Source organism: Rhodovulum viride, assembly GCF_003265965.1.
Taxonomy (GTDB): Bacteria; Pseudomonadota; Alphaproteobacteria; order Rhodobacterales; family Rhodobacteraceae; genus Rhodovulum; species Rhodovulum kholense.
In genome coordinates this window covers 49,470-73,513 of record NZ_MUAV01000012.1, presented here as the reverse complement: position 1 = coordinate 73,513, position 24,044 = coordinate 49,470, and the positions used below count along the sequence as shown (strand labels likewise).

Genomic DNA, 24,044 nt, shown 5'->3' with positions numbered 1-24,044 from the left:
GTGAGGTACCGCGCAATGGCCATCGATTGCTTCCTGAAGCTCGAGAACAACATCAAGGGCGAATCCCTCGATGACAAACACAAGGACTGGATCGACGTGCTGTCCTGGAACTGGGGCCTGAGCCAGTCGGGCACGACCCACATGGGTCACGGCGGCGGCGGCGGCAAGGTCGATGTCCAGGACATCACCCTGACCAAATACGTCGATGCCGCCACCCATGACCTGATCAAGCGCTGCTGCTCGGGCGAGCATATCACCGGCGGTCAGCTGGTGGTGCGCAAGTCGGGCGGCTCTGCTCCGGTCGACTATCTCAAGATCGACCTCAAGGACGTGATGATCACGTCCTATGTCACCGGCGGCTCGAAGGACGGTCTGGACCGCGTGCAGGAAACCCTGACGCTGAACTTCCGTGCCTTCCAGGTGACCTACACCATGCAGGAGGAAACCGGCGGCGCCGGTCCCGAAAGCACCGCCGGCTGGGAGATCGCCGAGAACAAGGAATGGGCGGCCTGAGGCGGAAACGCCCCAGCGACAGCCGCGGAGGCCGGAGTTCCGGCCTTCGCCTTTCGCCCTGACCGGCCGCGGGCCGGGTCTTGCAACCAGCATCGGGAGAGGCAATGGCCGGACCTCCGCAGGAGACCGGGCCCGGGGCCCGTGAGGCCTGGCGCGACCGGGACCGCGCCAAGATCTCGATTTTCCAGATCTTCCGTTCGGCCCATGAGGACCATGACGCCCGCCGCGCGAACCGGCCCGCCGAGGATGGCGAGACCGAGGTTTCGGCCCGGGCCAAGCCGCGCCGCGAGGGCATATCGGCCAGCATCCTGCGCGCCCATCTGCAGGCCGATCTGGATGCGCTGCTGAACACCATCCGGCTCGATGCCGCGATCGATCTGAGCGATGCGCCGCATGTGGCGAACTCGATCCTGAATTACGGCTTCCGCGACCTGTCCTCGGTCTCGCCGGCCGAGTTTCACAGTCCCGCCATCGTCGAGTCGATCCGCGAGTCGCTGTTGCGCCACGAGCCGCGCTTTCTGCCCGGCACGCTCGAGGTCCGGGTGGTCGATGCCGATGGCGACAGCGGCCAGCGCCTGTCGGTCACGGTCGAGGGCGAGCTGACCGGCGACCCGGTCGACCTGTCGGTGGGCTTCGATGCCGAGGTCGATCTGGGCGCGGGCAAGATGGACATGTCGGATCTGAGGATGCGGTCGTGAACCCGGCGCTGCGCGACACCTATAACCGCGAACTGGCGCTGCTGAAGGAACGCACCGCCGAATTCGCCCGCGACTATCCGGGCCTGGCCGACCGGCTGGGCGGGCTGATGGCCGACAATCTCGACCCCACGGTCGCGGGGCTGCTGGAGGGGTCGGCCTTCCTCGCCGCCCGGGTGCAACTCAAGCTGCAGGACGAGTTCCGCGGCTTTACCGAGGCGCTGCTGGATCAGGTCTTTCCCGATGCGCTGGCGCCCACGCCCTCGGCGATGCTGGTCGAGGCCTCGGTTCCGGCCGGGAATTCCGACATCGTCAAGGGGCTGCGCTTCGACCCCGGCGCCTATATGGATGCGCGCTTTCGCGATGCCGACAAGCGCATCGCCTGCCGGTTCTCGCTGGCCGCGCCGCTGACGATCTGGCCGCTGAAGCTGTCGGGGCTGCGCTATCTGTCGGGGGCGGGGCCGGTCGGCGCGCTGGGGCAGGAGATCGCCGAGGGCACCAAGGCCGGGCTGGTGCTCGATCTGGCGCGGATCGCGCCGTCCGGGCTGGCCGACGGGTCGGCGCCGCTTGCCGAGCTGGAGCTCGACCGGCTGGATCTGCACCTGACCGGGCCGATGGCCGAGGCGGTGGCGCTGTATGAACAGATCTTCGCGCGCAGCCTCAGGGTCTCGTTGCGCTGGCTCGATGCGCAGGGCGATCCGGTCTTCGCGCGGCTGCCGCCCGATTGCCTGGAACAGGTGGGCTTCGATCCCGACGAGCGGCTTTTCCCGCATCACACGCGGCTGTTCGACGGCTTCGCCCTGCTGCGCGAATATTTCGTCTTCCCGCGCAAGTTCCTGGGCTTCCGCATCCGGGGGTTGGCCGACCATCTGCCCCGGATACGCGGGTCCGAGGTTCAGGTGATCGTCGAGTTCGACCGCGCCGATCCGCGCCTGGCCGAGCGGTTGTCCGAGGGCGATATCGCGCTGAACTGCGCGCCTGCGGTGAACCTGTTCGAGGAGATGTCCTCGACCGTGCGGATCGACGGCAAGCAGCATGAATATGTGGTCACGCCCAATGCGACGCCGGTCACCCATTACGAGCTGCTCGATATTCTCGACGTCCATGCCCATTACGCCACTCATGGCAGCAAGGAGCGGGTGCAGCCGCTTTACGCGCTGCCCGAGGGCGGACAGGACCCGCGCCGGACGCTGTATTACACCGCGCGGCGCAAGCCCCGCCGCCTGACCGCGCGCGAGCTTCGCTTCGGCCCGGCGCGCAACCGCTATCGCGGCACCGAGACCTTCATCTCGGTCTACGAGCCCGATGGCGGCGACGATATCCAGCGGCTGCAGGTCCGCGCGCTCTGTTCCAACCGGCATCTGCCGGCCGAGCTGCCGATCGCGGGCAGCGAGGGCGATTTCCACATGACCGACGATGTCACCGTGTCGCTGGCCTGCCGGGCCGGGCCGACGCCGCCGCGCAACCCGCTGGGCCGGGCCGATCCGGGGGCGGGGCCGCGTGCGGGCGCGGGCGATGTCTACTGGCGGCTGATCTCGTATCTGTCGCTGAACCAGTTCGGGCTGGGCGGGCGGCAGGAGGGCGACAGCGCGGCGGCGCTGCGCGAGATGCTGGCGCTGTTTGCCGATTTCTCGGACAGCGCGGCCGAGGCCGGGGTGCGCGGGGTGCGTTCGGTCGAGACCCGGCCGGTGACGCGCTCGGTCGCCATGGCCGACGGCTATCACCTGGCGCGCGGCACCGAGATTTCGCTGAGCTTCGATGAAAGCGATTACGAAAGCACGGGCGTGATGCTGATCGGCGCGGTGCTCGACCGCTTCCTGTCGGAATATGCCGCGGTGAACAGCTTTACCCAGGTCCGGGTGGCCTCGGTGCAGCGCGGCGCGATCCGGACCTGGCCGCCGCGCTCGGGCAGCGGGCCGATCCTGTGACGGGCGAGAGCTTTTCCGACCGCCGCGCGGCCGAGGCGACTGCGGCCGAGGGGGTGGGGCTGTTCGCGGCGCTTCGGGCGCTGGAACGCGCGGCGCCCGACGCGCCCCGGATCGGGCGCAATGCCCGCGCCGCCGAGGCGGTGGTGCGGCTGGGGCAGGACCCGTTCCTGGCCTTCCCGGTCTCGGATCTGTCGCGGGCCGGGCGGGACGGGCGCGGAAGGCCGGTCCTCAGGGCCCAGTTCCTCGGCTTTTACGGTGCCTTCGGCGCGCTGCCCCTGGCCTGGACCGAAGAGGTCCGGCGCTGGTTCGATGCGGGCGACGAGAGCTTCACCGCCTTCACCGACATCTTCACTGAACGGTTTCAGGAGCTGTTCTTCCGGGCCTGGTCCGATGCCCGCCCGATCACCCAGTTCGACCATCCCGACGACCGTTTCCAGGGCTATCTGCTGGCCTTTGCCGGGACCGCGACGCCGGCCTTCCGCGACCGGGGCAGGCTGCCCGATACCGCGCTGGCCCGGCTGGTGCCGCTGGCCGCGGGGCGGGTGAAAAGCCCGGTCCGGCTGCGCCAGATGCTGGGGCTGCATTTCGAGGGCCGGGCGCGGGTCGAGATCGAGGAGATGGTGCCGGGCTGGCTCGATTTCGAGCCCGGGACCGAAACCCGGCTGGGGCTGGGGGCGGCCAGTCTGGGGCGCGACGCCCATCTGGGGGCGCGGGCGCGCACGATCAGCGACCGGATCCGGGTGCATCTGCATGTGCCCGACATGGCCGCCTTCGACCGCTTCCTGCCCGGCGGTCCCGACAATCGCGAGCTGGCCGAGCTGTGCCGCTGGTATCTGGGCGAGACGCTTGAGATCGAGGCCGCGCTCTGGCTGCCGCAGCCCAAGGTTGTGCCGGCCGTGCTGGGCCGCTCGGCCCGGCTGGGCTGGATGGCCTGCCTCGCGCCCGATCCCGACAACCCCGACCAGATGGTCCATATCGCGCGGTTCGACCTGAATCGCGAGCACGATGCCCCCCGGCCCGCAGCGGCGGCCCCGGCCGCCGTCGCGGCCTGACACGAAGATCCGAAAGAGCCTGACGAGACATGACCGAGATCACCATCGAGACCTATGCCGGCAAGATGAACCGTGCCGGATACGACGCCTTCCTGCAGGGCATGCGCCATGCCCGGGGCGAGAAGAACCGCCATGTCGATCTTTGCCACTGGCTGTTCCATTCGGTCTCGAACCAGAATGCCGACATTTCGGTCACGCTGAACGAGCTGGGGCTCGACCGCGGCCGGGTGCTGCGCGATCTCGACGGGGCGATGGCCGCCTTGCAGAAGAACGTGACCGAGACGCCCGGCATTTCCGAGGTGCTGTCGGATGCGCTGAACCATGCCTGGACCTATGCCACGCTGTTCTTCGGAGAGGCCCAGATCCGGACCGGCCATGTGCTGACCGCTCTTCTGAACGATCCGGGGCTCAAGCGGCACCTGCTGCAGCTGTCGAAGGTCTTTGCCGAGATCCCGGTCGAGCGGCTGGGGCAGGAGTCGCGCAGCCTCTGGGCCGCCTCCGAGGAAGAGGGCATGCGCCCGATGGACGGCTCGGGGCTGACCGCACGCGGCGAGGGCGCCGAGGGGGCGGCCGGGCGTGGCGGCGGGCAGTCGGCCCTGGGCCGGTTTGCCCAGGACATGACCGCCGAGGCCGAGGCCGGGCGGCTCGACCGCGTCGTCGGGCGCGATGACGAGATCCGGCAGGTGATCGACGCGCTTCTGCGGCGCCGCCAGAACAACCCGATCCTGACCGGCGAGGCCGGGGTCGGCAAGACGGCCGTGGTCGAGGGCTTTGCCCAGAAGCTTGCCGCGGGCGAGGTGCCGCCCAGGCTGAAGGGCACGCGGCTTTACATGCTCGACATCCAGTCGATGCAGGCCGGGGCCTCGATGCGGGGCGAGTTCGAGCAGCGGCTGAAATCGGTGATCGACGAGGTGCAGGCCTCGGATGTGCCGATCATCCTGTTCATCGACGAGGCCCATACCCTGATCGGCGCGGGCGGGCAGGCGGGTACGGGCGATGCCGCGAACCTGCTGAAACCGGCGCTGGCGCGGGGCACGCTGCGCACCATCGCCGCGACCACCTGGTCGGAATACCGCCAGCATATCGAAAAGGACCCGGCCCTGACCCGGCGCTTCCAGCCGGTCACGGTCGACGAGCCCGATGTCGGGACCTGCTGTGCGATGCTGCGCGGCATTCTCGGCCCGATGGAGGCCCATCACGGTGTGCGGATCTCGGACGAGGCGGTGGTGGCCGCGGTGCAGTTGTCGCAGCGCTATATCCCGGCCCGGCAACTGCCCGACAAGGCGGTCTCGCTGCTGGACACGGCGGCGGCGCGGGTCGCGGTCAGCCAGGCCTCGGTCCCGGCGCGGATCGAGGATCTGAAGGCCCGGATCGACGCGCTCGACAGCGAGATCGCCGCCAAGCGCGCGGCGCTGGATCTGGGCGAGGAGGCGGGCGAGCGGATCGCCGAGCTGGAGGCCGAACGCGCCGAAGCCGCCGCGGATCTGGTCCGGCTGGAAGAGCTTCATGACGAGCAGAAGGTGCTGGTCGAGCAGATCCTGGGGTTGCGGGCCCGGATCGCGGGCGCGGGTGAGGGCGCGGCCGGTGAGGGCGAGAGCGGTGAAAGCGAGGCTGGCGAGGACGACGTGGGCGAGGACGACGCGCCGCTCGATCTCGACGCCTTGCGGGCCGAGATGCATGAGCGGCTGGCCACGCTTCAGGCCGGCGATCCCGAGACCCGGATGGTCGAGCCCCATGTCGGCGCCCAGACCGTGGCGCAGGTGATCTCGGACTGGACCGGCATCCCGACCGGGCGGATGGTGCGGGACGAGCTGCAGGCGGTCCTGACCCTGAAGGATCATCTGCGCGAGCGGGTGGTGGGGCAGGATCACGCCCTGGCCGCCATCGCCCGGCGGATCGAGACCTCGCGCGCGGGGCTGGCCAATCCCGAGAAGCCGATCGGGGTGTTCATGCTGTGCGGGCCTTCGGGCGTCGGCAAGACCGAGACCGCCATCGCGCTGGCCGAGGCGCTGTATGGCGGCGCGCAGAACATGATCACCATCAACATGTCCGAGTTCCAGGAGGCCCATACCGTCAGCCTTCTGAAGGGCGCGCCGCCCGGCTATGTCGGCTATGGCGAGGGCGGGCGGCTGACCGAGGCGGTGCGGCGCAAGCCCTATTCGGTGGTACTGCTCGACGAGGTCGAGAAGGCGCATCCCGATGTGCACGAGCTTTTCTTCCAGGTCTTCGACAAGGGCTGGATGGAGGATGGCAACGGCCGCCGCATCGATTTCCGCAACACCCTGATCCTGCTGACCTCGAATGTCGGCACCGACACCATCATGGCGATGGCCGAAGAGGGCCGGACGCGGCCCGATCTGGACGAGGTCACGGCGGCGCTGAAGCCGCGCCAGCTCGAGATCTTCCCGCCTGCACTGCTGGGCCGGGTGGTCTCGATCCCCTATCTGCCGCTCTCGGCCGAGGGGCTGGCGGCCATCGTCCGGCTGAAGCTTGCGGCGGTCGAGGCCCGGATGCGGGGCGCCCATGGCGCCGAGCTTGTCTATGGCGACGCGGTCATGGACCATATCGTCGATCAGTGCCGCGACCCCGACAGCGGCGGGCGGATGATCGACAACATCATCACCAATACCATCCTGCCCGACCTCTCGCGCGAGGTGCTGGGGCGGATGGTGTCAGGCGAGGGCATCGCGCGGGTCGAGATCCTGCTGCAAGACGGCGCGCTGGCCTACAGTTTCGAAGGAGGAAACGCGTGACCCAATGTTTTGTCGACGATGCGGGCGTCAGCTGGAGCTATGACCAGCAGGCCGCGCTGCGCCTGATCGCCCATTATGCCCGGCTGAGGGCGATGAACGAGACGACCCGGGTCGTGACCTCGCGCGACAGCCTGATCCAGAAGCTCTATCTTGCGCGCGAGCTGGCCAATGTCGAAACCGACGTCAACCGGATGCTGGCGCGCAAGACCGAGATCGAGGAGGTCGAGGGCCGCCGCTTCGCCACGCTGATGCTGGGTGCGGCCGATGACGCCCAGGCCTATCTGATCGGGCTGAGGCGCGAGACCGACCGGCTGATGAGCGCCAACCAGTCGATCTACCGCTCGGCCCAGGACATCAACCAGGCCGCCATCGACCATGCCGAAACCGCGATCAAGGTGGCCAAGGGGGTGCGCGACAGCTCGGTGCTGACGCTGGGCGTGATCGCCACCGTGGCGACCGGCGGCACCACCATCGCCGTCGCTTCGGGCGCGGGCGCGGGGCTGTCGGCGACGGCGACCTATCAGGATACCGGCTCGGCCTCGAAGGCGGCGATCAAGGGCGGGCTGTTCCTGCTGCCGCTGGGCACCCGGCAGATCACCGGGGCGGCCACGGCGGCGGGGGCCTCGCCGACCATGACCGCGGCGATGAGCCTTGCGATCGATACCGGCGCCGAGACCTTCGAGGGGATCTATGTCAACGATGCCACGCTGGAACGGGCGCTGAGCGCGGCCCTGCTCAACCAGGTCAGCGGTCGCTATGTCGGCGCGCTGGCGAAGGAGAACAGCCGCTGGATGGGGCAGCGCCTGCGCGGCGCGGTCCGGCTTCTGGACAATCATGGCGGGCAGATGTCGAACCGCGCCTATCCCTTCCTGTCGGAGATGGGCGGCAAGCTGACCCAGGAGGCGATCAAGGTGAGCCCGGGCGAGACGCCCGCCGGCACGAGCCCGAACCCGAGCCCCGCCGCAAGGGCCGCGCAGGCGCAGGCGCGCGATACCGCCAGCCTCTGGGTGATGCGCGAGGTGATGCGGCGGCTCTGAGGCCCGCGCATTTCAGCCGGTCGCGAGGATCGCGTCGACGGTTTCGCGGTAGCGGCGGATCTCGGGCGAGATCACGGCGGGCGCGGCGGTGCCGGTCATCTTGCGGTCGGCCCAGGCCAGCAGCTCGCCGATGGTCTTGCCGGTGAGGAACGGGTTCGCGCTGACCACGGCCGGGCCCATGATTTCGGCCACCCCGGCCGCGGGATCGGCGGAAAGCGCGCGGTTGGCGCCCTCGGCGCCGAGGAAATGCGCCAGATACAGCCGTCCCGGGGTCAGGCCATGGCCCCGGGCGGCCAGATAGGCGGCATTCTCGCGGGCCAGCGCATAGACCATCTCGACACTCAGGACCGGATCGGTCCGGAGCGCCAGAAGTGCGGCACGATCCATCCGCGCGGTCAGCTCGGGATGGTGCTCGCGCATCATCCGCAGCCAGGTCGAGGAGATGAACTGCCCGAGCCCGAGCGCGCTTGACAGCGGGTTCCTGGCATCCGCCCGGCCGCCGCTTTCGACATGGACGATGCGGGCGACGAGGGTCTCGACCGCGGCGGCGTCGTCGATCCCGGCGGTGGCGCCCGCCATCGATCCGGCCAGCGATCCGGCTCCGGCGCAGGCATGGCCGCCCGCGGGAATCGGCAGCACATAGCAGCCGCTGTGCCCGCCCAGCCCGACATAGAACAGCCGTGCCGCGCCGCCGGGCCCCGGCCGGGTGGCGTAAAGCACCCGCAGCCGGTCGTCGGGCGCGGCCGGGCGGCCCAGATCCATGCGCTGCGCCAGCAGCACGATCATCTCGCCGGTCAGGTCGGGGCCGAGCCCGGCGCCGAGCGCCGCGCTGTAGACCGCATCGAGCAGACGGGGCGGGGCCTCGGGCGCGGTCCGGCCCTCGCTGGCAAGGTCGCGGTCGGCCCAGGGGTCGGCGGCACGGGCATAGCGCCCGGCGCCGAGCCGGGCCAGCGTCGTCAGATAGCCGTCAGCGCCGTAAAGCGAGAGTTGCAGCAGTTCGGGTTCAGCCTCGGTGCCGCTGCCGGGCCGGAGTCGCAGCGCGGCCAGCCGGGGCGGATCGGCCAGCGTCGGCAGCGCACCGGCCGCGGCGCGGGCGGCCTCGGCCCCGAGCCCGGCGCCCGTCAGCGCCGTCGCCAGATCGGCACCGGGACCGAGCCTCAGCAGGCTGTCGGCGAAGAAGGGGCGCCGGGCGGCCTCGGGCTGAAGGCTCAAGGCAAGATCGCCGGGCGCGGTGCTGCTGCGCCGGGCAAGGGCGCGGCTGCGGCGGGCCTGGTAAAGCGCCAGATCCTCGCGGCTCGAGGGCGGGTCGAGCGCGCGCGGCCCGCTGCCCGGGCCGAGCCCGACCTTAATCAGGGTCAGCCGGTCGGGGGCGGGCGGGCCCGCGCGTCCGGGTTCGAAACCCGGCGGGCCGGGCAGGGTGCGGGCGGGGGCGGAAGGCCCGGCCGAGAGCCGCAGCACCATCGGATCGCGCGGCAGACCGCGCAGCGCCAGCGACGGGTCGGGCGCGGCGGGCATGTCCGGGTCGGGCTCGGCCTCGGGCACCATGGCAAGATCGTCGCCCGTCGCGATGGCGGGCGGCGGCGTTTCGGGGCGGTCGCGGGCCAGTCGCCATCCGGCCGTCGCCAGCCCCAGCGCAAGCAGGCCCAGCAGGATCGGCCGGACCAGCCGCCGCCGCCGCCGGGCCCGGGCGCGGGCGGCGGCGGCGCGGAAGGCGGGATCGACGCCGAACCCGGGCGGGTTCACCGGAACACCCCCAGCGCGGGCGAGAGCCGGATCGGCGGCGCGGACCCGCCCGAGGGCTCGGGCGCGGTCTGGCGGCGGGGCGCCTGCGCGCGCGCGGTCGTTGGCGCGGGCGGGGCGGGGCAGGCCACGTCTTCGGCCGCGACAATCTGGCGGAACAGCCCGGGCGAGGGCGCGTCCGGGGCCGGACCCAGCCCGCGTTCGGCGAAATAGCGCGCGACGGCGGCGCGCGAGCCCTCGCCCCAGAGCCCGTCGATGCCACCGCGATAGCAGTTCATCCGCGCCAGTTCGGTCTGGATCGCGCGGGGCAGGGCATCCTCGGGCGGATCGAGTGCGCCCGCGGCGACGAGACGGGCAAAGCCCTCGGGGTCGTCCTGCCTCAGGCGCGTGCGGGTGGCGAGGTCCGACCAGACCGGAAGGTCCTCTGTACCGGGGTTGAGCAGCCCGACGATGACCGAGGGCTCGGGCAGGCCCTCGGCCCGGGGCAGGGCGGCGAGGCTTTCGCGCGGGGGCGGGGTGAAGATCTCGACCGCCGGGACCTCGGGGCGTGCGGTCAGGACCGGGGCGACGGGCGCGGCGGGCACGACCCGGACGGGGGCGACGCGGCGCGGGGCGGGCGCGGTCTCTGCCGGATCCGGCGTTTCGCTGGCAAGCGCGATGGCGGGCAACAGCCACAGGGCCAGCCCGGCCGCGGCCGGCCAGCGCGTTCTGGCTTGTCCTCCGATCCTCATCCCGGCTGTCGTCCTGCCCTCGTTGCCTCAGAGGTCATAGCGCAAATCCGCGCGGGATGCAGCCGGGTCGGGTGCCGCGATCATTCGGCCGGTCACTGGGCGGCGGGGTGCAGCGTCAGCGTGAAATCGGCGGCATTGCCGGTATCCACCTCGCGGAACCGGGCCTCGAGATAGCCGCGGGTCAGGCAATCGGTCGCGCCGCGGATCTCGAACCGGCCGGGACCGACGCACATCGGGGTGGCGCCCTCCAGCAGCACCCGGCCGAAGGCGTCCAGCGCGAAGACATAGAGAAAGCGCGCATCGAGCGGCCGGTCGAGCGGGCTGGCGCATTCGCCGGGCCCGATCAGCCACCAGCCCGAGGTCTCGAAGCCGTCCTCGCCGGGCTGGCCGAGCGCGAGGTTGACCTCGTCGAGGCTGCGGTTGCAGACCGAGAACCCCGCCAGCGCGGGGGCGGCCGCCAGCAGCGCGCAAAGCGGGGCGCAGAGCAGGGCAGGACGGGCGAGCGGGGCGCGGGGCATCGATGATCCTCGGGGCGCGGGCGGCTTCCGGCAAAGCACGGGGGCCGGGGCCAAGGCAAGCCCCCGCGCGGGCCGCGGTTGGCAAAGACCGGCCGACGGGCGGCGGGTCCGGTGCTTGCCCGCTGTGCGCGGCGACGGGATCTGCTAGATATTGCTGCATGATACGCGCCACTGCACTTGGTTCGCTGCTGGTCGGCCTGACGGTCGCGGGCGGCATCGCTCTGGCCTTCGGCCATGGTCTGGTTTCGGAGCGTCGCGTGGCCGTTTCGGCGCCCGCCGCCGTGGTTCCTGCGGCTGTCGTTCCTGCGGCCGTCACGCCTGCGGCAGATCCGGCCTTGCCGGTGTTCCGGCGGCGGACGGTCCCGGCGGTTCCCGCAGGGACGGGAGAGGCCGCGCGGCCGGAACCGGCCCTGCCCGTCGCAGCCGCGCTTCCCGAATCCGTGCCGGTGCCCCAGGGCCCTCGGCTTGTGTCGATCGAGACGCCCCGGCTCGGTTCCGGGTTCGGTCCCGGGCTGGGGCCTCGCCGCGGTGCGGCGGCCGATATGGCGCCTCCGCCGCGCCCGCCGTTCCGGCAGGAGGCCGCGGCCGAGGTTGGCTTGCCCGAGCAGGTCGACGGCGCGCATTACCTGATCGGGGTCTATCGCTGATCGCGTCCCGCTCGGCGGCACTGTTGCGGTTGACTCGGGCGCCGGTTTCTTTTGCAAAGGTTGCGAGACCCGCCCGATCCGAGAGGCTTCCATGATCCGTATCCCGCGTTTCGTTCCGGTGCTGACCGCGCTGGCCCTGGCCCCGATACTGGCCTCGGCCGGACCCGCCCGTGCCCAGGGAAGCTCCGAGGCCGCCTCCGGCATGCTGGTCGAGCTGAACGCCGCCGCCGAGACGCCTGCGGGCGCCTGCCGCCTGACCTATGTCGCCACCAACCGCAGCGAGACCGGCCTGTCCGAGATCGCCTATGAGGTCGCGGTGTTCGATGCCGAGGGGATCGTCAGCCAGCTTCTGGTGCTCGATTTCGGGGCGATGGCCCCCGGCAAGACCCGGGTGGTGCAGTTCGACATGCCGGACCAGCCCTGCGACGCGATCTCGCGGATCGTGGTCAATGCCGCGCCCGGCTGCGTCCGGGCCGAGGACGGCGCCGAAAGCCCGCTTTGCCTCGACGGGCTCGAGACCCGGGCCCGCGGCGCGATCCAGTTCGGTCTCTGATACCCCCCCCCGCGTCCCCCACCGAGCGCCGAGGAGAATCGCGCATGTCCAACCTGTCCGACTCCGGTCTGCTGATGCCGGCCACGCTTGCGGTCTTCGCCGCGCTCGGGGTGCTGTCGGTGATGGCGCTGACCATCTCGATCTGGAAGGCCTGGCAGTTCCGCCGCATGGGCGTCGGCCGCCGGGCGCTGGCGGAAACCGTGCTGGATTGCTGGCTGTCGGGCCGGGTCGAGGAGGCGATGGAACGGGCCGTGGCCGGGCGCGCGGTGCTGGGACGGGTGCTGCGCGCGGTGATGTCGGCGGCGCAGGCGCGGCCGGGCGAGACCGGCTATGCCGAGGAGCTGGGTCGCCAGACCGCGCTGATCGAGCTGGCGCGGATGGGCGAGCGGATGCGCGCGCTGGAACTGATCGTGAGCTCGGCGCCGATGCTGGGGCTGCTGGGCACCGTGGTCGGCATGATCGACGCCTTCTCGGCGCTGTCGCTGGCGGCCGAGGCCGCCGATCCGGCCAGCCTCGCGGGCGGGATCTGGACGGCGCTGACCACGACCGCGGCCGGGCTGGCGCTGGCGCTGGTCGCCAATGCGCTGGCGACCTGGTTCGAGGGCCGGATCGAGGCCGAGCGCACGCTGCTGGAGGCGGCGATCTCGGCCGCGATCTATGGCCGGGTCGATTCCGACGGCGGGGTCTGACCCGCGATGGCGCGGCCGCCGCTGCTTGGGGCGCCCCGCAGGGTGCGCCGCCCGCACTTTGCGCTGACCGCGCTGGCCGACACCATGTTCCAGCTTCTGATCTTCTTCATGCTATCTTCGGGGCTGACGCCCTATGCGCTCTTGCCGCTGACGCCGGCCGCGGGCGACCGGCTGGCCGAGACCCGGGCGCCCGGCGGGGATGCGGGCGCCGAGACGGCGGGGGCGGTGCTGCCCGCGGGCACCCGGCTCTGGCAGATCGGGCCGGGCAGCCTGATCGCGGGCGGCCAGCGCTTCGGTTTCGACGAGATCGGCGCGCTGGCACGGGCGCTGGCGGCGCGCGATCCGGTGCCGCCGGTGGTTCTGCTGGCGGGGCCGGGTGCGCGGGTGCAGGACCTGACGACCGCGCTCGACCGGCTGCGGGCGGCGGGGCTGACCGAGGTCCGGCTTGGCCTCGGCGGGGAGGGCTGAGACGATGCGGCGGGGGACGATCCTGCCGGTGCGGCGGCGCCGGGACGGGCCCGACACGGCGATTGCCATCGTCAATCTGGTGCTGCTGCTGATCCTGTTCTTTCTGGTCAGCGGCGGGCTCTGGAACCGCGACGCGCCGACCGGGCTGCGGCTGGCCGAGACCCGCGCCTTCGACCCGGCGCGGCTGCCCCGGCCGCTGCTGGAGCTGACGCCCGACGGCCGGCTGGCGCTGGACGGGCAGGCGGTGACGCTGGCCGGGTTGCCCGAAGCGCTGGCGGGGGCCTCACGGGTGCATCTGCTGATCGATCGCAGCGCCCCGGCCCGGCAACTGCTGCATCTGCTGGGCTCGGCCGGGTTCGACGGGCGCGAGGTGGTTCTGGTGACGGTGCGCGCGGGCGGCGGCGGGCCAGGGCGCGGGGCCGGGCGATGAGCTATCTGCCCTATGGACCCGGGCCCCGGCGCGGCTGGGCCCTCTCCGGGCTCGCGGCGCTGGCCGCGCATGCCGTGCTGGGGGGAGCGGTCGCGCTCTGGATCGCGCGCGACCCGGTGTCGCCGGACCGACCCGCGTCGCGGTTCCAGGTGACGCTGGAGCGGCTGGACAGCGACACGCTGGCCGGGCTGCGGCTGAGCGAAGGCCGGGCCAATGCCGCCGATCCGGCGCTGGGGCCGGGCGAGGACACCGCGGACGGCCCGGAGCCTGCGAGCGGACCGGACAGCCCGCCCGGGCGCCGCGCCGCGATGGGGGACGGGACGGTCGGGCGCGCGCCATCGCCGCCCGCCCCCTCGGCCGCCCCGCTGGCGGCCGCCGTGCCGCAACCGGTGGCGCCGCATCGGGTCTCGCCGGTGATGGCGCGGTCGGGGGCAGTGGCGGTCGCGGTCGCGCCGGACCGAATCGCCCCGGTCGGCATTGGGTCCGGCTCAGGGCCCGGCACGGGCACGGGCACGGGCACGGGCATCGCGCGGCGTCCCGCCGCCGGGCCGTCCGAGCCCCGCGCCCGCGATCTGGCGGCGGCGGCACTGATTCGCCGCATCCGCGAAACCCCGGCGCCCGACTGCCTGCTGGCCTTGCCCCGGCGCGATACGGAAGGCGGTGCCGGGGTCGACCTGCTGGCGGCGTCAGAGGCGGCGATGGCCGACTATGCCGGGCGGCTTCTGACCGGCGATCTGGCCGGAACCGCCCAGCGGCGCCGCCTGATCGATCCGCGGCAATGCCCGGTGCTGGAGCTGCTGCGCGACAGTCCCGATTATCCCGCGACGCGGCTGGGGCTGGGGCTCGACCGGACCGAGGTCGCGTCGGGCGGGCGGCTGACCGGCGGCCTGCGCGGGGTCGGCGGGCGCTATGTATTGTTGCTTCTGATCGACAATAACGGCGTCGTCCAGGACCTGCAGCGGTTCCTGTCCTTCGCCGGAAACCGGGCGCGGTTCGACGTGCCGGTGACCCTGGCCGGACCGGCGCGCGACACATCGCAACTGCTGCTTGCGGTGGCGACCGACGGGCCGGTCTCGGGACTGCGCGCCGAGATCGGGCGGCGTGCCGAGCAGGTCTTCGCCCGGGGGCGAGGGGCTGCGCTGGGGGCGGCGGCGCTGGCGCTGGCGGGATTCGATTTGCGGTGAATTCGACACAGTCGGATCGCCTAAAAGGGTATTGTGGGCGAATAAGTTCATAAAGAAGGCGAAATGACGGCTATGGGTTGTCCCCGCCGCCTCAACTATTAAGACCAAAGCGGAGCAATATGCCGCGGCGGTCTGGCTGGGTCCATGGATTTGTAATTGAGTCGATTCACCAAGGGGTTGTTATGGTATTGGTCACGGAGGCCGGCTTGGTCCGGAGCGAGAGTATCGGGCGGCCGTTTTCGCCGCAAATCGGAAAACTCCTGCGACAGGCATTGCGAAGCACCACCGCATTGGCGGCCGGGCTCACTCTGGGTGCCGCAATGGCCGGGGCCGATACGGTCCATTGGAACGGCACGGGCGCAGACGGTGTCTGGGCCGATCCCGGAAATTGGGAAGACTCGGCGGGCATCCCGATCGGCGGCGGTGCGCCGGGTCTCGACGGCGTGCCGGCCGATGTCGTTCTGGGGGATGCCGCGGCGGGGGCGATCGATCTCGAGGCCGGCCGCGCCACGCTGAGCGCGCTCGAGCTGACCGGGGGCTCCGACGCGGTGCTGACCGAGGGCACGCTGGCCTTCGCCCTGCCCGGCGGCGCCTCCGGGAGTGCGGCGCGTTTGACCGTCGCGGGCAGCGGCGGCTTCATGGACGAGACGCTGGCCTTTGTGCTGGAGGACGATCTGCTGGTCGAGGCGGCTGTCGATACCGGGCTTGCGGGCGACATCTCGGGGACCGGGACGCTGCGGCTGCGCGCCGCGCCGGGCGCCGAGATCGCGCTTTCGGGAACGAACAGCCAGACCGGCGGGACCGTGCTGGAAGAGGGCAAGGCGGTGGTTTCGGGCGGGGCGGCGCTGGCCGACGATGCCACGCTTACGCTGTCGGGCGGCATCGACGGGCGGGCGGCGTCGGTGCTGCGGATCGAGGATGACGAGACCGTGGGCGGGCTTGCCTCGGCCGCGGGCGCCGCGGGGGCGCTCGAGCTGACCGGCGGGGGCCTGACGGTGGCGGGAGGCGGCAGCTCGGACTTCGGGCTGGCGATCACCGGCAGCGGCGGGCTGACCGTGACGGGCGGCAGTTCGGTCGCGCTGGAGGGATCGCTGTCGGGATTTCAGGGCGGCTTCCGGGTCGAGGACGGGCGGCTGCGGATCGGCGATGCCGCGGGCGCGCTCAACGACAATGCGGTCGCGCTGGCGGGCGGGACGCTGGTCGCCGACATCGCCGACGATTTCGGCGGGGCGATCTCGACCGAGGCCGGAACCGCGAGCGGGCTGGTCGCCGCGGCGGGCTCGAGCCTGACCCTGACCGGGACGATGGATCTGGCGGGCGATCTGTCCTTCTCGGCGGAAGCGGCCGGCGCCACCGTCGCGTTGCAGATGGCGTCCGTCGCGATGGCGGACGGCGTCACGCTGGGCTTCGACTCCGCCACTTTCCAGGTGGGCTCGGACGCGGCGGCGGCGGCATTTGCCGCGGCGGCGGGTACGCGGATCGGGTCGGACGCGGTGCTGGACCTGGCCGGACGCGACGCCGGTATCGCCGCGCTGACCGGCAACGGCACGATCCTGAGCGGGTCCGGAGACGCCACGGTGAGCCTCGGCGAGGGCAGCGATTTCGGCGGCGTGCTGGCCGATGGCGCGGCGGGCCGGCTGTCGCTGGTCACCGACGGCACGGTCCTGCTGACCGGGCAGAACACGCTGTCGGGGGGCACGTCGGTTTCGGGCGGCACGCTGACGCTGGCCGGCGACGGGCGGCTCGGCGATGTCGAAGTGGCCTCCGCGGGGCGCTTCGTGCTGGACGAGGGCTCGGCCGGGGCGGTTGTCAATTCCGGCACCGGCAGCGCCAATGCGGACCGGATCGCCGCGCTGACCCAGAAGGCGGGCAGTTTCGACAACAGCGGGACGGTGACCGGTGCGACATCGGTCGAGGGCGGCACGCTGAGCAATTCGGGCAGGCTGTCGGGGGCGGTCACGGTGTCGGGCGGCACATTGTCCTCGGACGGGCAGATCGACGACACGCTGACGGTTTCGGGCGGCATGGCCGAGATCGACGGCAGCGTGACCGGCGCGGTCGAGGTGAGCGGCGGACGCCTCGAGGCGGGCGAGGACAGCGCGCTGAACGGGGGGCTCGCCGTCTCGGACGGCGACGCCGAGACGGCCGGGACGGTCTCGGGCGGGGTTTCCGTCACCGGCGGCCGCTATGACAACAGCGGCGGCGTGACCGGCGGGCTGGAGCTTGCCGCGGGGACGGTCGGCAATACCGGCAGCATCGGCGGCGCGGTCACGGTCGCGGGCGGTGCGCTGACGAACAGCGGCACGCTGTCGGACGATGTTTCGGTCGAGGGCGGCTCGTTGTCCTCGAGCGGCAGGATCGGCGGCGCGCTCGACGTGTCGGGGGGCACCGCCACCAATGGCGGCACGGTCGGGGGCAAAAGCACCGTCGGCGGCGGCGGGGTGCTGGTCTCGGAGGGCGGCAGCTTCGGCGACGATCTCTCCATCGAGGGCGACACGGGCAGCGGCGCGGGCACGCTGCGGCTGTCGGGCACGACCACGGTCGCGGGAAATGTCACCAATGACGGCCGCATCGAGACCGCGGGCGGCGCGGCTGCCGCGCTGACCCTGACCGGGGGCGGCGGCTTCACCACCAATGGCAGCATCGCGGCCCGGAATGGCGCCCTGACCGTGTCGGCCGACACCATCACGATCGGCGACGGCGCCTCGATGACGGGCGATATCGACTTTGTCGGCGCGGTCGTGAACGACGGCGAGCTCGATCTTCAGAACGATCTCAGGGATACGCTCGAGACCGGCCAGGGCGGGTTGACCCGGATCGTCGAGTCGCTCGACGGCGCGGGCAACGATGTCGAGAATGCCGGCCGGCTGGAGGTCGGCGACGGGGTCGCCCTGACCGGGGTCGGCACGGTGTCGAACAGCGGCACGGTCGAGGTCGGCACGGGCGGGCGTCTGGAGGCCGGCCGGATCGAGAATGACGGCACGCTGACGCTGGGCGCGGGCGCCGCGCTGGAAGGCACCGGCAACACGCTGATCAATACCGGGGACATCAATGTCGCCGATGGCGGCAGCGTCACCGATACCGGTGCCATCGAGAACCTCGGGACCGGGCTGATCGCGTTCGCGGGCGGCGGCACGATTGCCTCGGACAGCGACGGGGCCGGCGACGAGGCGATCACCAATGCCGGGCGGATCGTCACCACCGATGGCGGCAATGACACCATCACGCTGGGCGGCGCGACCCCGAATGTGCTGTCGAACACATCGACCGGCAGCATCGAGATCGGCGACAGCGACAGCGTGACCGGCACCGAGACCACGCTGGACAACGCCGGATCGGTCACGATCGGCACCGGCGCGACGCTGGCCCTGGCCGCGCTCGACACCGCGACGGGCGGCAGCGTGACCAATGACGGGCGGCTTGAGGCGGATACCGTCACCTCGGCGGGCAGCCTGACCAACACGGCGGGTGCCGAGATCGCGGCGGATGTCACCAGTTCGGGCACGCTGGGCAATGCCGGCACGATCTCGGGCGATCTGAGTGTGACCGGCGGCACCGCCACCAGCAGCGGCAGCCTGCAGGACGTGTCGGTCTCGGCCGGGGCGCTGACGGTGACGGCGGGCAGCCTGACCGGGCTGTCGGTCTCGGGCGGCAGTGCCTCGCTGGAAGGGGGCGCGCTTTCGGGCGATCTCGACGTCTCGGGCGGCACGGCCGATGTCGATATCGCGGTCGGCGGCACGGCCGATGTGACCGGCGGCACGCTGGCGATCGGCGCCACCGGCTCGGTCGCGGCGCAGACCACGGTCGGCAGCGCGGGCCGCCTGGAAACGGCGGGAACGCTCGCCTCGCTGACAAGCGCGGGCCAGGTCGAGAATACCGGCAGCATCACCGGCGATGCGGCGGTGACGGGCGGCCAGACCGGGAACAGCGGCACGATCGGCGGATCGGTCGCGGCCTCGGGCGGCACCTTCCTGTCCTCGGGCACGGTCTCGGGCGATGTCGCGGCGACGGGCGGGGCGCTGGCCTCGGTCTCGGGGCGGATCGGCGGGGCGCTGACGGCCGGAAGCGGCTCGGAGGCGCGGGTGACCGGCGATCTGGCGCTTGACGGCGGTCTCGGCATCGCCGGGGGCGGCACCTTCGCCCTGCAATCGGGCACCCTGACCATGGCCGACAGCACCGATGCGGTGAATGACGGCACCGCGACCATCGCCGCCGGCACGCTGAAGGGCGGCACCGGCGGCAGCTTCCGGAACCGCGACGGCGCCCGGCTGAGCGTGGCCGCGACCGGCAAGCTGGAGACGGATCTGGTGAATGCCGAAAGTGCGGAGGCCGAGATCGACGGCACCGTTGCCGGGGCGGTCGACAATGACGGCGAGATCCTGCTTGGCGGCACCATCGACGGCACGCTTGGCAATGACGGCACGGTCCGGGTGGCGGCGGGCGATGCGGCCGGGATCACCGGCGCCATTGCCGGGCTCGGGTCCTATCTGGTAGCGGGCAGTCTCGATTTCGGCAGCAGTTTCGATCTGGGCCGCGGGGGCACGACCGACGGCAGGCTGAGCCTTGGCGAGAATGCCACCGTCACCGGCGGTCTGGTGACCAGCTACGGCACCGTCACGCTGGCCGATGGCAGCCGGCTCGAGGCCGATCTGACCTCGTCCGGCCTGCTGCGGGCCTCGGGCAGCGCGACCGTCGACGGCGATCTGAGCCTGTCGAATGGCGCGGCGCTGAGCCTGTCCGACGGCACCACCGGCGACCGTCTCCAGGTGACGGGCAATGCGGACCTGAACGGCACCATCGGGATGGATATCGACCTGACCGACGGCGCCCAGAGCGCCGATGCGATCTCTATCGACGGGGTCGCGAGCGGCAGCGTGGTGCTGGCCTTCAACGACCTGACCGCAGGCGATTACGGCCAGATCAGGAACCGGCTCGACCTGCTGTCCTACGGGTCCGATGGCGGATTGTCGGTCAGCTCGACCGGGTTGCCCTCGAGCGGCAGCATCCTCTACCGGCTCGACCGCAATGCCAGCGGCGACGGCTGGGGGCTGATCTCGGGGGCGAACCCGGCCTTCGGCGGTCTGGCCAGCGGTCTGGCGCTGACCCAGTCGCTGATCGGCTCGGTGGTGAACCGGCCGACCAGCCCCTATGTCTCGGGGCTGGCCTCGACCGAAGGCTCGCCCTGCGGCTGGGGCAGCTGGGGCCGGGCGATGGGCGGGAAGGCCACCGCCAGCGGCAGCTCGCACACCGATCTGGGCAGTTTCTCGACCGAGATCGACGCCAGCTATGGCGGGGTGCAGGCCGGGCTCGACTACAGCTGCTTCGATGGCGGCGAGGGGGGCTGGAACCTCAGTTTCGGCGCCATTGTCGGGCTCAATGACGGGTCGATCCGGCAACCCGTCTATCTGTTCGATCCCGATACCGGCACCGTCAACGCGGGCATCCAGACCAGCCGCAACCAGACCGATTTCCAGCAGCTTTACGGCGGGGCCTATGTCGGCGCCTCCCGGGGCCGGTTCTTCGCCGATCTGCAGGTCACGCTGAACCGGACCGAGTTCGATCTGGAGAACCGGGTGGCGCCGGGCGCCTTTGGCGAGCGGCTGGGGGTCGACGACCAGAGCTATGACAGCACCGGGCACACGGTTTCGGGCACGATGGGCTATGCCTTGCCGCTGGGCCGGGACAGCGGGTTCAGCCTGATCCCGTCGCTTGGCTTCTCGATCAGCCGGACCAAGTCGGACGATCTGTATTTCGGCAACGATCCGGCCGATGACGCCGATGACGGAGTGCTGAAATTCGACCCGATCACCAACCAGATCGGCTTTGCCTCGGTGACGCTGTCGCGCAGCCGGGTTCTGCCCTCGGGGGTCTCGGCGCTGAACCTTTTCGCCACCGCTACCGCCTATCACGACTTTTCCGACCGCTCGGTGGCGAAGTATTACGAACTCGACTCGAACGGCGTGCCGCTGGGCGCGCCGATGCTGTCGGAGAATGACGGGCTTGGCGACTATCGCGAGCTCAGCGCGGGGTTCAACTATACCCGCGTCTTCGGCAAGGGTCAGGCCGGGCCGGCCCGGCAGATGGACGCCTCGCTGCGGGTCGACAGCCGGTTCGGCGACGATCTGGATGGCTGGGGCGTGACCGCGCAGATGCGGTTCCAGTTCTAGGCCCCGGGCCGGGGCGGGCGCCTTCACGGGCGCCTGCCCGAGAAACACGACAAAGAGATAGGAAGCCATTCGAGCCATGTCCCGTTTCAGCAAGGTCGCCTGGAAAGAGGGTCTGTTCCTGCAGCCGCATCACCTGCAGCAGGCCGACCGTCATCTCGAACATCTGATCCGCGCGCAGGTGGCCGCACTGTCGCCCTATCCCTGGGGCCTGGCCGAGCTGCGCTTCGACCGCGACATGCTGCAACAGGGCCGGATCGGGCTATTGGCGGCGGCGGGCACGATGCCTGACGGCACCGCCTTCGAGGCCCCCGGCGCCTCGCCCCTGCCGGTCGCGGTCGAGGTGCCCGAGGACGGCGCCGGGCTCGATCTCTGGCTGACCCTGCCCGATGCGCCGGTCGACGGCCAGGAGGTCGCCCCCGCCGCCGCCGATGCCGCCACGCGCTATGTGCTGGGCCGCGAGACGGTGGCCGACAATGCCGCCGCCGCGCGGTCGGAACAGGTGCTGGAAGTGGCCCATCCGCGGCTGGAGCTCGTGCTGCGCAAGACGCCCAGGCCGGGCTATCAGTGCCTGAGGCTCGGCCGGGTGCTGGATCTGCGCGACGGCATCGTCACGCTTGACGACCGGGTGCCGCCGACCGCGCTGCGGCTTGCGGTGCATCCGGCCTATGACGGCTATCTGGGCCGGGTGATCGGCTGGATCGAATCGAAGCTCGACACGCTGGCGCGCTATGCGGCCGATCCGTCCTCGGGTGGCGGGATGCAGGCGGGCGACTATCTGATGCTGATGCTTCTGAACCGCGAGCTGCCGGTGCTCCGGCACCTGAAATCCATGGCGACCGTGCATCCCGAACGGCTGTATGAAAAGCTGGTCTCGCTGGCGGGCGAGCTTGCGACCTTCGATCAGGGCGAGCGCCGCGCGCCAGCCTACGAGGCCTATCGCCATGACGACCCCAAGGCGAGCTTTCCGCCGGTGGTGGCCGATATCCAGCGGCTGCTGGCGCGTGACGTGGGCCGCGCGGTCCGGCTGCCCCTGCAGGAGGTGCGGGCCAATTCCTATGCCGCGCTGATCAACGACCGGAACCTCTTCGCCCAGGCGACCTTCGTGCTGGAGGTCGGGTCCGGCCTGCCGCTGGCCGAGGTCCAGCAGCAGTTCCCGCAGCTTTGCAAGGTCGGTCCCTCGACCCAGATGAAGACCATCATCAACAACAACCTTCCGGGCATCGGGCTGGTGCATCTGCCCAACCCGCCGCGGCAGATCCGGGTGGTCTCGACCAATGTCTATTTCCTGCTCGACCGCTCGACCCCGCTCTGGAGCGAGTTTTCCAGCGCGCCCGCGATCGGCATGCATTTCGCGGGCAACTGGCCCGATCTCAAGCTTGAACTCTGGGCGGTGCCGGAGGGGGCGTGATGGCAGACAGCGACGACGACGACGACAAGACCGTGTTCGGGCAGCCGCTGCCGCCGCCGCCGCTGCCCCCCCATCCGCTGACCTATCCGCCGGGCTCGGGCTGGACCGTCTATCCGCAGACCCCGCCCGAGCGCACCGCCACCGGCCAGCGCCCGCGCGGGTCGGGCGTGCCGCCGATGCCCCCCTCGCCGGGGCCGCATCCCTTCTACCGGCCGGGCACCGGACAGCGCAGCGCGGCGGCCGGGATCTTCCCCGAGATCCGCCGCCCCGAGGCCGATCCGCGCCCGATGGCCCAGGCGCGGATCGCGCTGGACGACGCGCTGCGGGCGGCCGATGCGGGCCGCGGTGCCGCCTCGAACCCGCTTCTGGCCGAGGCGACCCAGCTTCTGATCCTGCTGGGGCGGCTCCGGACCGGGCTGGTCGAGATGCAGGCCGGGCCGCTGATCGACCATGTCACCCGCGAGATCGACGATATCGAGCGGCGCTGTCTGGCCGCCGGGCTGCCCGCCTCCGAGGTGCGGGACGCCAAATATGCGCTTTCGGCCACCGCCGACGACATCGTGCAGAACCTGCCCGGTGCCGACCGGGCGATGTGGCTGCAATATTCGATGGTGGCGCGGTTCTTCGGCGAACGCTCGTCCGGGATCGGTTTCTTCCGCAAGATGGACGAGGCGATGAAGGCGCCCGGGCAGCGTTATCACCTGCTCGAACTGATGCTGGTCTGCCTGTCGCTGGGCTTCGAGGGGCAGTACCGGGCGATGCCCTCGGGCGCGGCCGAACTGGCGCGCATCCGCAGCGCCATCTACGAGACCCTGCGCCGGATCTCGCCGCGGCCCGATGACGATGTCTCGCCGCACTGGACGCCGGTGCCGCTGGATGCGCGCAGGCGCGGCGGGCAGACCCCGCTCTGGGTGATCGCGGCCATCGCCGCGGCGATGCTGGTGGCGCTGTTCGCCACGCTCTCGACGCTGCTGACCCGGCAGGGGGCGACGGTGCGCGACGACATCCTGGCGCTGCATGCCGGACAGCCCGAGATCGCGATCGAGCGGACCGAACCCGTGATCGCGCCCTATGAGGCGCCCGAGACGACGCAGATGGACCGGATCCGCACCGCGCTGGCCGAACCGCTGGAGGCGGGCCGGGTCGAGGTCGATCAGGTCAATGACTGGGTGCTGGTGCGGCTGCGCGAGGCGCTGCGCTTCGCCACCGGCTCGGCCGATCTCGAGGACGGGTCCGGGCCGCTGCTGGCCGAGATCGCGGCGATGCTCGATGGCGAGACCGGGCCGGTGCGGGTGGTCGGCCATACCGACAGCGTGCCGATGTCGGGGCGCGGCCGGTTCCGCAGCAACCAGGACCTGTCGCTGGCCCGGGCCGAGACGGTGGCCGAACGGCTGGGCGGTCTGGTCGCCGATCCGGCGCGACTGAGCGCCGAGGGCAAGGGCGCGACCGATCCGGTCGCCGGGAACGACACGCCCGAAGGCCGGGCGATGAACCGGCGTGTCGAGATCATGATACCTCGGGAGGACTGAGC

General features: G+C 71.5%; 18 protein-coding genes. 15 read left to right on the top strand and 3 right to left on the bottom strand.

Going from position 1 to position 24,044, the window contains the following annotated elements; genetic code table 11:
- Positions 1 to 15: 15 nt before the first annotated feature.
- The 6 genes from BYZ73_RS11755 (at position 16) to BYZ73_RS11730 (ending at position 7,978) form a co-directional block, all read left to right on the top strand.
- Positions 16 to 513 carry an Hcp family type VI secretion system effector gene (locus BYZ73_RS11755; RefSeq protein ID WP_108027877.1) on the top strand — a complete coding sequence of 166 codons (498 nt, stop codon included), beginning with the start codon at positions 16 to 18 and terminating at the stop codon, positions 511 to 513.
- A 104-nt stretch (positions 514 to 617) separates the two neighbouring features.
- Positions 618 to 1,211, top strand: a complete 594-nt coding sequence (gene tssE / locus BYZ73_RS11750; RefSeq protein WP_108027876.1) for a type VI secretion system baseplate subunit TssE — start codon at positions 618 to 620, stop codon at positions 1,209 to 1,211.
- Complete coding sequence (gene tssF / locus BYZ73_RS11745; protein ID WP_112316097.1) at positions 1,208 to 3,136, top strand: type VI secretion system baseplate subunit TssF; 1,929 nt, start codon at positions 1,208 to 1,210, stop codon at positions 3,134 to 3,136. Before tssE ends, tssF begins: the two co-directional genes overlap by 4 nt.
- Positions 3,133 to 4,188 (top strand): type VI secretion system baseplate subunit TssG, encoded by a 1,056-nt coding sequence (gene tssG, locus BYZ73_RS11740; RefSeq protein WP_181498035.1) that lies wholly within the window; start codon positions 3,133 to 3,135, stop codon positions 4,186 to 4,188. Before tssF ends, tssG begins: the two co-directional genes overlap by 4 nt.
- A 29-nt stretch (positions 4,189 to 4,217) precedes the next feature.
- Complete coding sequence (gene tssH, locus BYZ73_RS11735; protein ID WP_112316095.1) at positions 4,218 to 6,941, top strand: type VI secretion system ATPase TssH; 2,724 nt, start codon at positions 4,218 to 4,220, stop codon at positions 6,939 to 6,941.
- Entirely contained in the window at positions 6,938 to 7,978 is a 1,041-nt protein-coding gene (locus BYZ73_RS11730; RefSeq protein WP_112316094.1) for a hypothetical protein, read from the top strand. The genes tssH and BYZ73_RS11730 overlap by 4 nt, the downstream gene beginning before the upstream one ends.
- Positions 7,979 to 7,990: 12 nt before the next feature.
- Here BYZ73_RS11730 and BYZ73_RS11725 read toward each other — a convergent pair whose 3' ends face one another.
- From BYZ73_RS11725 to BYZ73_RS11715, 3 genes are all read right to left on the bottom strand, one after another.
- Positions 7,991 to 9,721: a lysozyme family protein gene (locus tag BYZ73_RS11725; protein WP_112316093.1), complete on the bottom strand. Its 1,731-nt coding sequence runs from the start codon at positions 9,719 to 9,721 to the stop codon at positions 7,991 to 7,993.
- On the bottom strand, positions 9,718 to 10,449 hold the full coding sequence (locus tag BYZ73_RS11720; protein WP_112316092.1) for a peptidoglycan-binding domain-containing protein: 732 nt from the start codon (positions 10,447 to 10,449) through the stop codon (positions 9,718 to 9,720). The genes BYZ73_RS11725 and BYZ73_RS11720 overlap by 4 nt, the downstream gene beginning before the upstream one ends.
- A 92-nt stretch (positions 10,450 to 10,541) precedes the next feature.
- The gene (locus BYZ73_RS11715; protein ID WP_108027869.1) at positions 10,542 to 10,967 is read right to left on the bottom strand and encodes a DUF1036 domain-containing protein; all 426 of its coding nucleotides are present in this window, start codon (positions 10,965 to 10,967) and stop codon (positions 10,542 to 10,544) included.
- Between the two features lie 158 nt (positions 10,968 to 11,125).
- On the opposite strand from BYZ73_RS11715, the gene BYZ73_RS11710 reads away from it, so the two are divergent.
- From BYZ73_RS11710 to icmH, 9 genes are all read left to right on the top strand, one after another.
- Entirely contained in the window at positions 11,126 to 11,614 is a 489-nt protein-coding gene (locus BYZ73_RS11710) for a hypothetical protein (RefSeq protein WP_112316091.1), read from the top strand.
- Positions 11,615 to 11,705: 91 nt separating this feature from the next.
- Positions 11,706 to 12,167, top strand: coding sequence for a hypothetical protein (locus BYZ73_RS11705; RefSeq protein ID WP_245943127.1), 462 nt, complete (start codon positions 11,706 to 11,708; stop codon positions 12,165 to 12,167).
- A gap of 44 nt (positions 12,168 to 12,211) precedes the next feature.
- A complete protein-coding gene (locus tag BYZ73_RS11700; protein ID WP_181498034.1) occupies positions 12,212 to 12,856 on the top strand; it encodes a MotA/TolQ/ExbB proton channel family protein in 645 nt (214 codons plus the stop codon).
- Positions 12,857 to 12,862: 6 nt separating this feature from the next.
- Complete coding sequence (locus BYZ73_RS11695; protein ID WP_108027867.1) at positions 12,863 to 13,324, top strand: ExbD/TolR family protein; 462 nt, start codon at positions 12,863 to 12,865, stop codon at positions 13,322 to 13,324.
- A 4-nt stretch (positions 13,325 to 13,328) separates the two neighbouring features.
- A complete protein-coding gene (locus tag BYZ73_RS11690; protein WP_112316090.1) occupies positions 13,329 to 13,754 on the top strand; it encodes an ExbD/TolR family protein in 426 nt (141 codons plus the stop codon).
- Entirely contained in the window at positions 13,751 to 14,938 is a 1,188-nt protein-coding gene (locus BYZ73_RS11685; protein WP_112316089.1) for a serine/threonine protein kinase, read from the top strand. Before BYZ73_RS11690 ends, BYZ73_RS11685 begins: the two co-directional genes overlap by 4 nt.
- 272 nt (positions 14,939 to 15,210) lie before the next feature.
- Positions 15,211 to 21,105, top strand: a complete 5,895-nt coding sequence (locus BYZ73_RS11680; protein ID WP_181498033.1) for a hypothetical protein — start codon at positions 15,211 to 15,213, stop codon at positions 21,103 to 21,105.
- Between the two features lie 76 nt (positions 21,106 to 21,181).
- Positions 21,182 to 22,513: a type VI secretion system baseplate subunit TssK gene (gene tssK / locus BYZ73_RS11675; RefSeq protein WP_112316087.1), complete on the top strand. Its 1,332-nt coding sequence runs from the start codon at positions 21,182 to 21,184 to the stop codon at positions 22,511 to 22,513.
- Positions 22,513 to 24,042: a type IVB secretion system protein IcmH/DotU gene (gene icmH / locus BYZ73_RS11670; protein WP_112316086.1), complete on the top strand. Its 1,530-nt coding sequence runs from the start codon at positions 22,513 to 22,515 to the stop codon at positions 24,040 to 24,042. The genes tssK and icmH overlap by 1 nt, the downstream gene beginning before the upstream one ends.
- Positions 24,043 to 24,044: the final 2 nt, after the last annotated feature.

What these genes read in the sequence shown, in the direction of transcription:
- BYZ73_RS11690 (WP_112316090.1), top strand. Translation starts at nt 13,329, where the DNA reads ATGCGGCGGGGGACGATCCTGCCGGTGCGGCGGCGCCGGGACGGGCCC.
- BYZ73_RS11695 (WP_108027867.1), top strand. Translation starts at nt 12,863, where the DNA reads ATGGCGCGGCCGCCGCTGCTTGGGGCGCCCCGCAGGGTGCGCCGCCCG.
- tssE (WP_108027876.1), top strand. Translation starts at nt 618, where the DNA reads ATGGCCGGACCTCCGCAGGAGACCGGGCCCGGGGCCCGTGAGGCCTGG.
- icmH (WP_112316086.1), top strand. Translation starts at nt 22,513, where the DNA reads ATGGCAGACAGCGACGACGACGACGACAAGACCGTGTTCGGGCAGCCG.
- tssK (WP_112316087.1), top strand. Translation starts at nt 21,182, where the DNA reads ATGTCCCGTTTCAGCAAGGTCGCCTGGAAAGAGGGTCTGTTCCTGCAG.
- tssH (WP_112316095.1), top strand. Translation starts at nt 4,218, where the DNA reads ATGACCGAGATCACCATCGAGACCTATGCCGGCAAGATGAACCGTGCC.
- BYZ73_RS11685 (WP_112316089.1), top strand. Translation starts at nt 13,751, where the DNA reads ATGAGCTATCTGCCCTATGGACCCGGGCCCCGGCGCGGCTGGGCCCTC.
- BYZ73_RS11755 (WP_108027877.1), top strand. Translation starts at nt 16, where the DNA reads ATGGCCATCGATTGCTTCCTGAAGCTCGAGAACAACATCAAGGGCGAA.
- BYZ73_RS11715 (WP_108027869.1), bottom strand. Translation starts at nt 10,967, where the DNA reads ATGCCCCGCGCCCCGCTCGCCCGTCCTGCCCTGCTCTGCGCCCCGCTT.
- BYZ73_RS11705 (WP_245943127.1), top strand. Translation starts at nt 11,706, where the DNA reads ATGATCCGTATCCCGCGTTTCGTTCCGGTGCTGACCGCGCTGGCCCTG.
- BYZ73_RS11700 (WP_181498034.1), top strand. Translation starts at nt 12,212, where the DNA reads ATGTCCAACCTGTCCGACTCCGGTCTGCTGATGCCGGCCACGCTTGCG.
- BYZ73_RS11720 (WP_112316092.1), bottom strand. Translation starts at nt 10,449, where the DNA reads ATGAGGATCGGAGGACAAGCCAGAACGCGCTGGCCGGCCGCGGCCGGG.
- BYZ73_RS11710 (WP_112316091.1), top strand. Translation starts at nt 11,126, where the DNA reads ATGATACGCGCCACTGCACTTGGTTCGCTGCTGGTCGGCCTGACGGTC.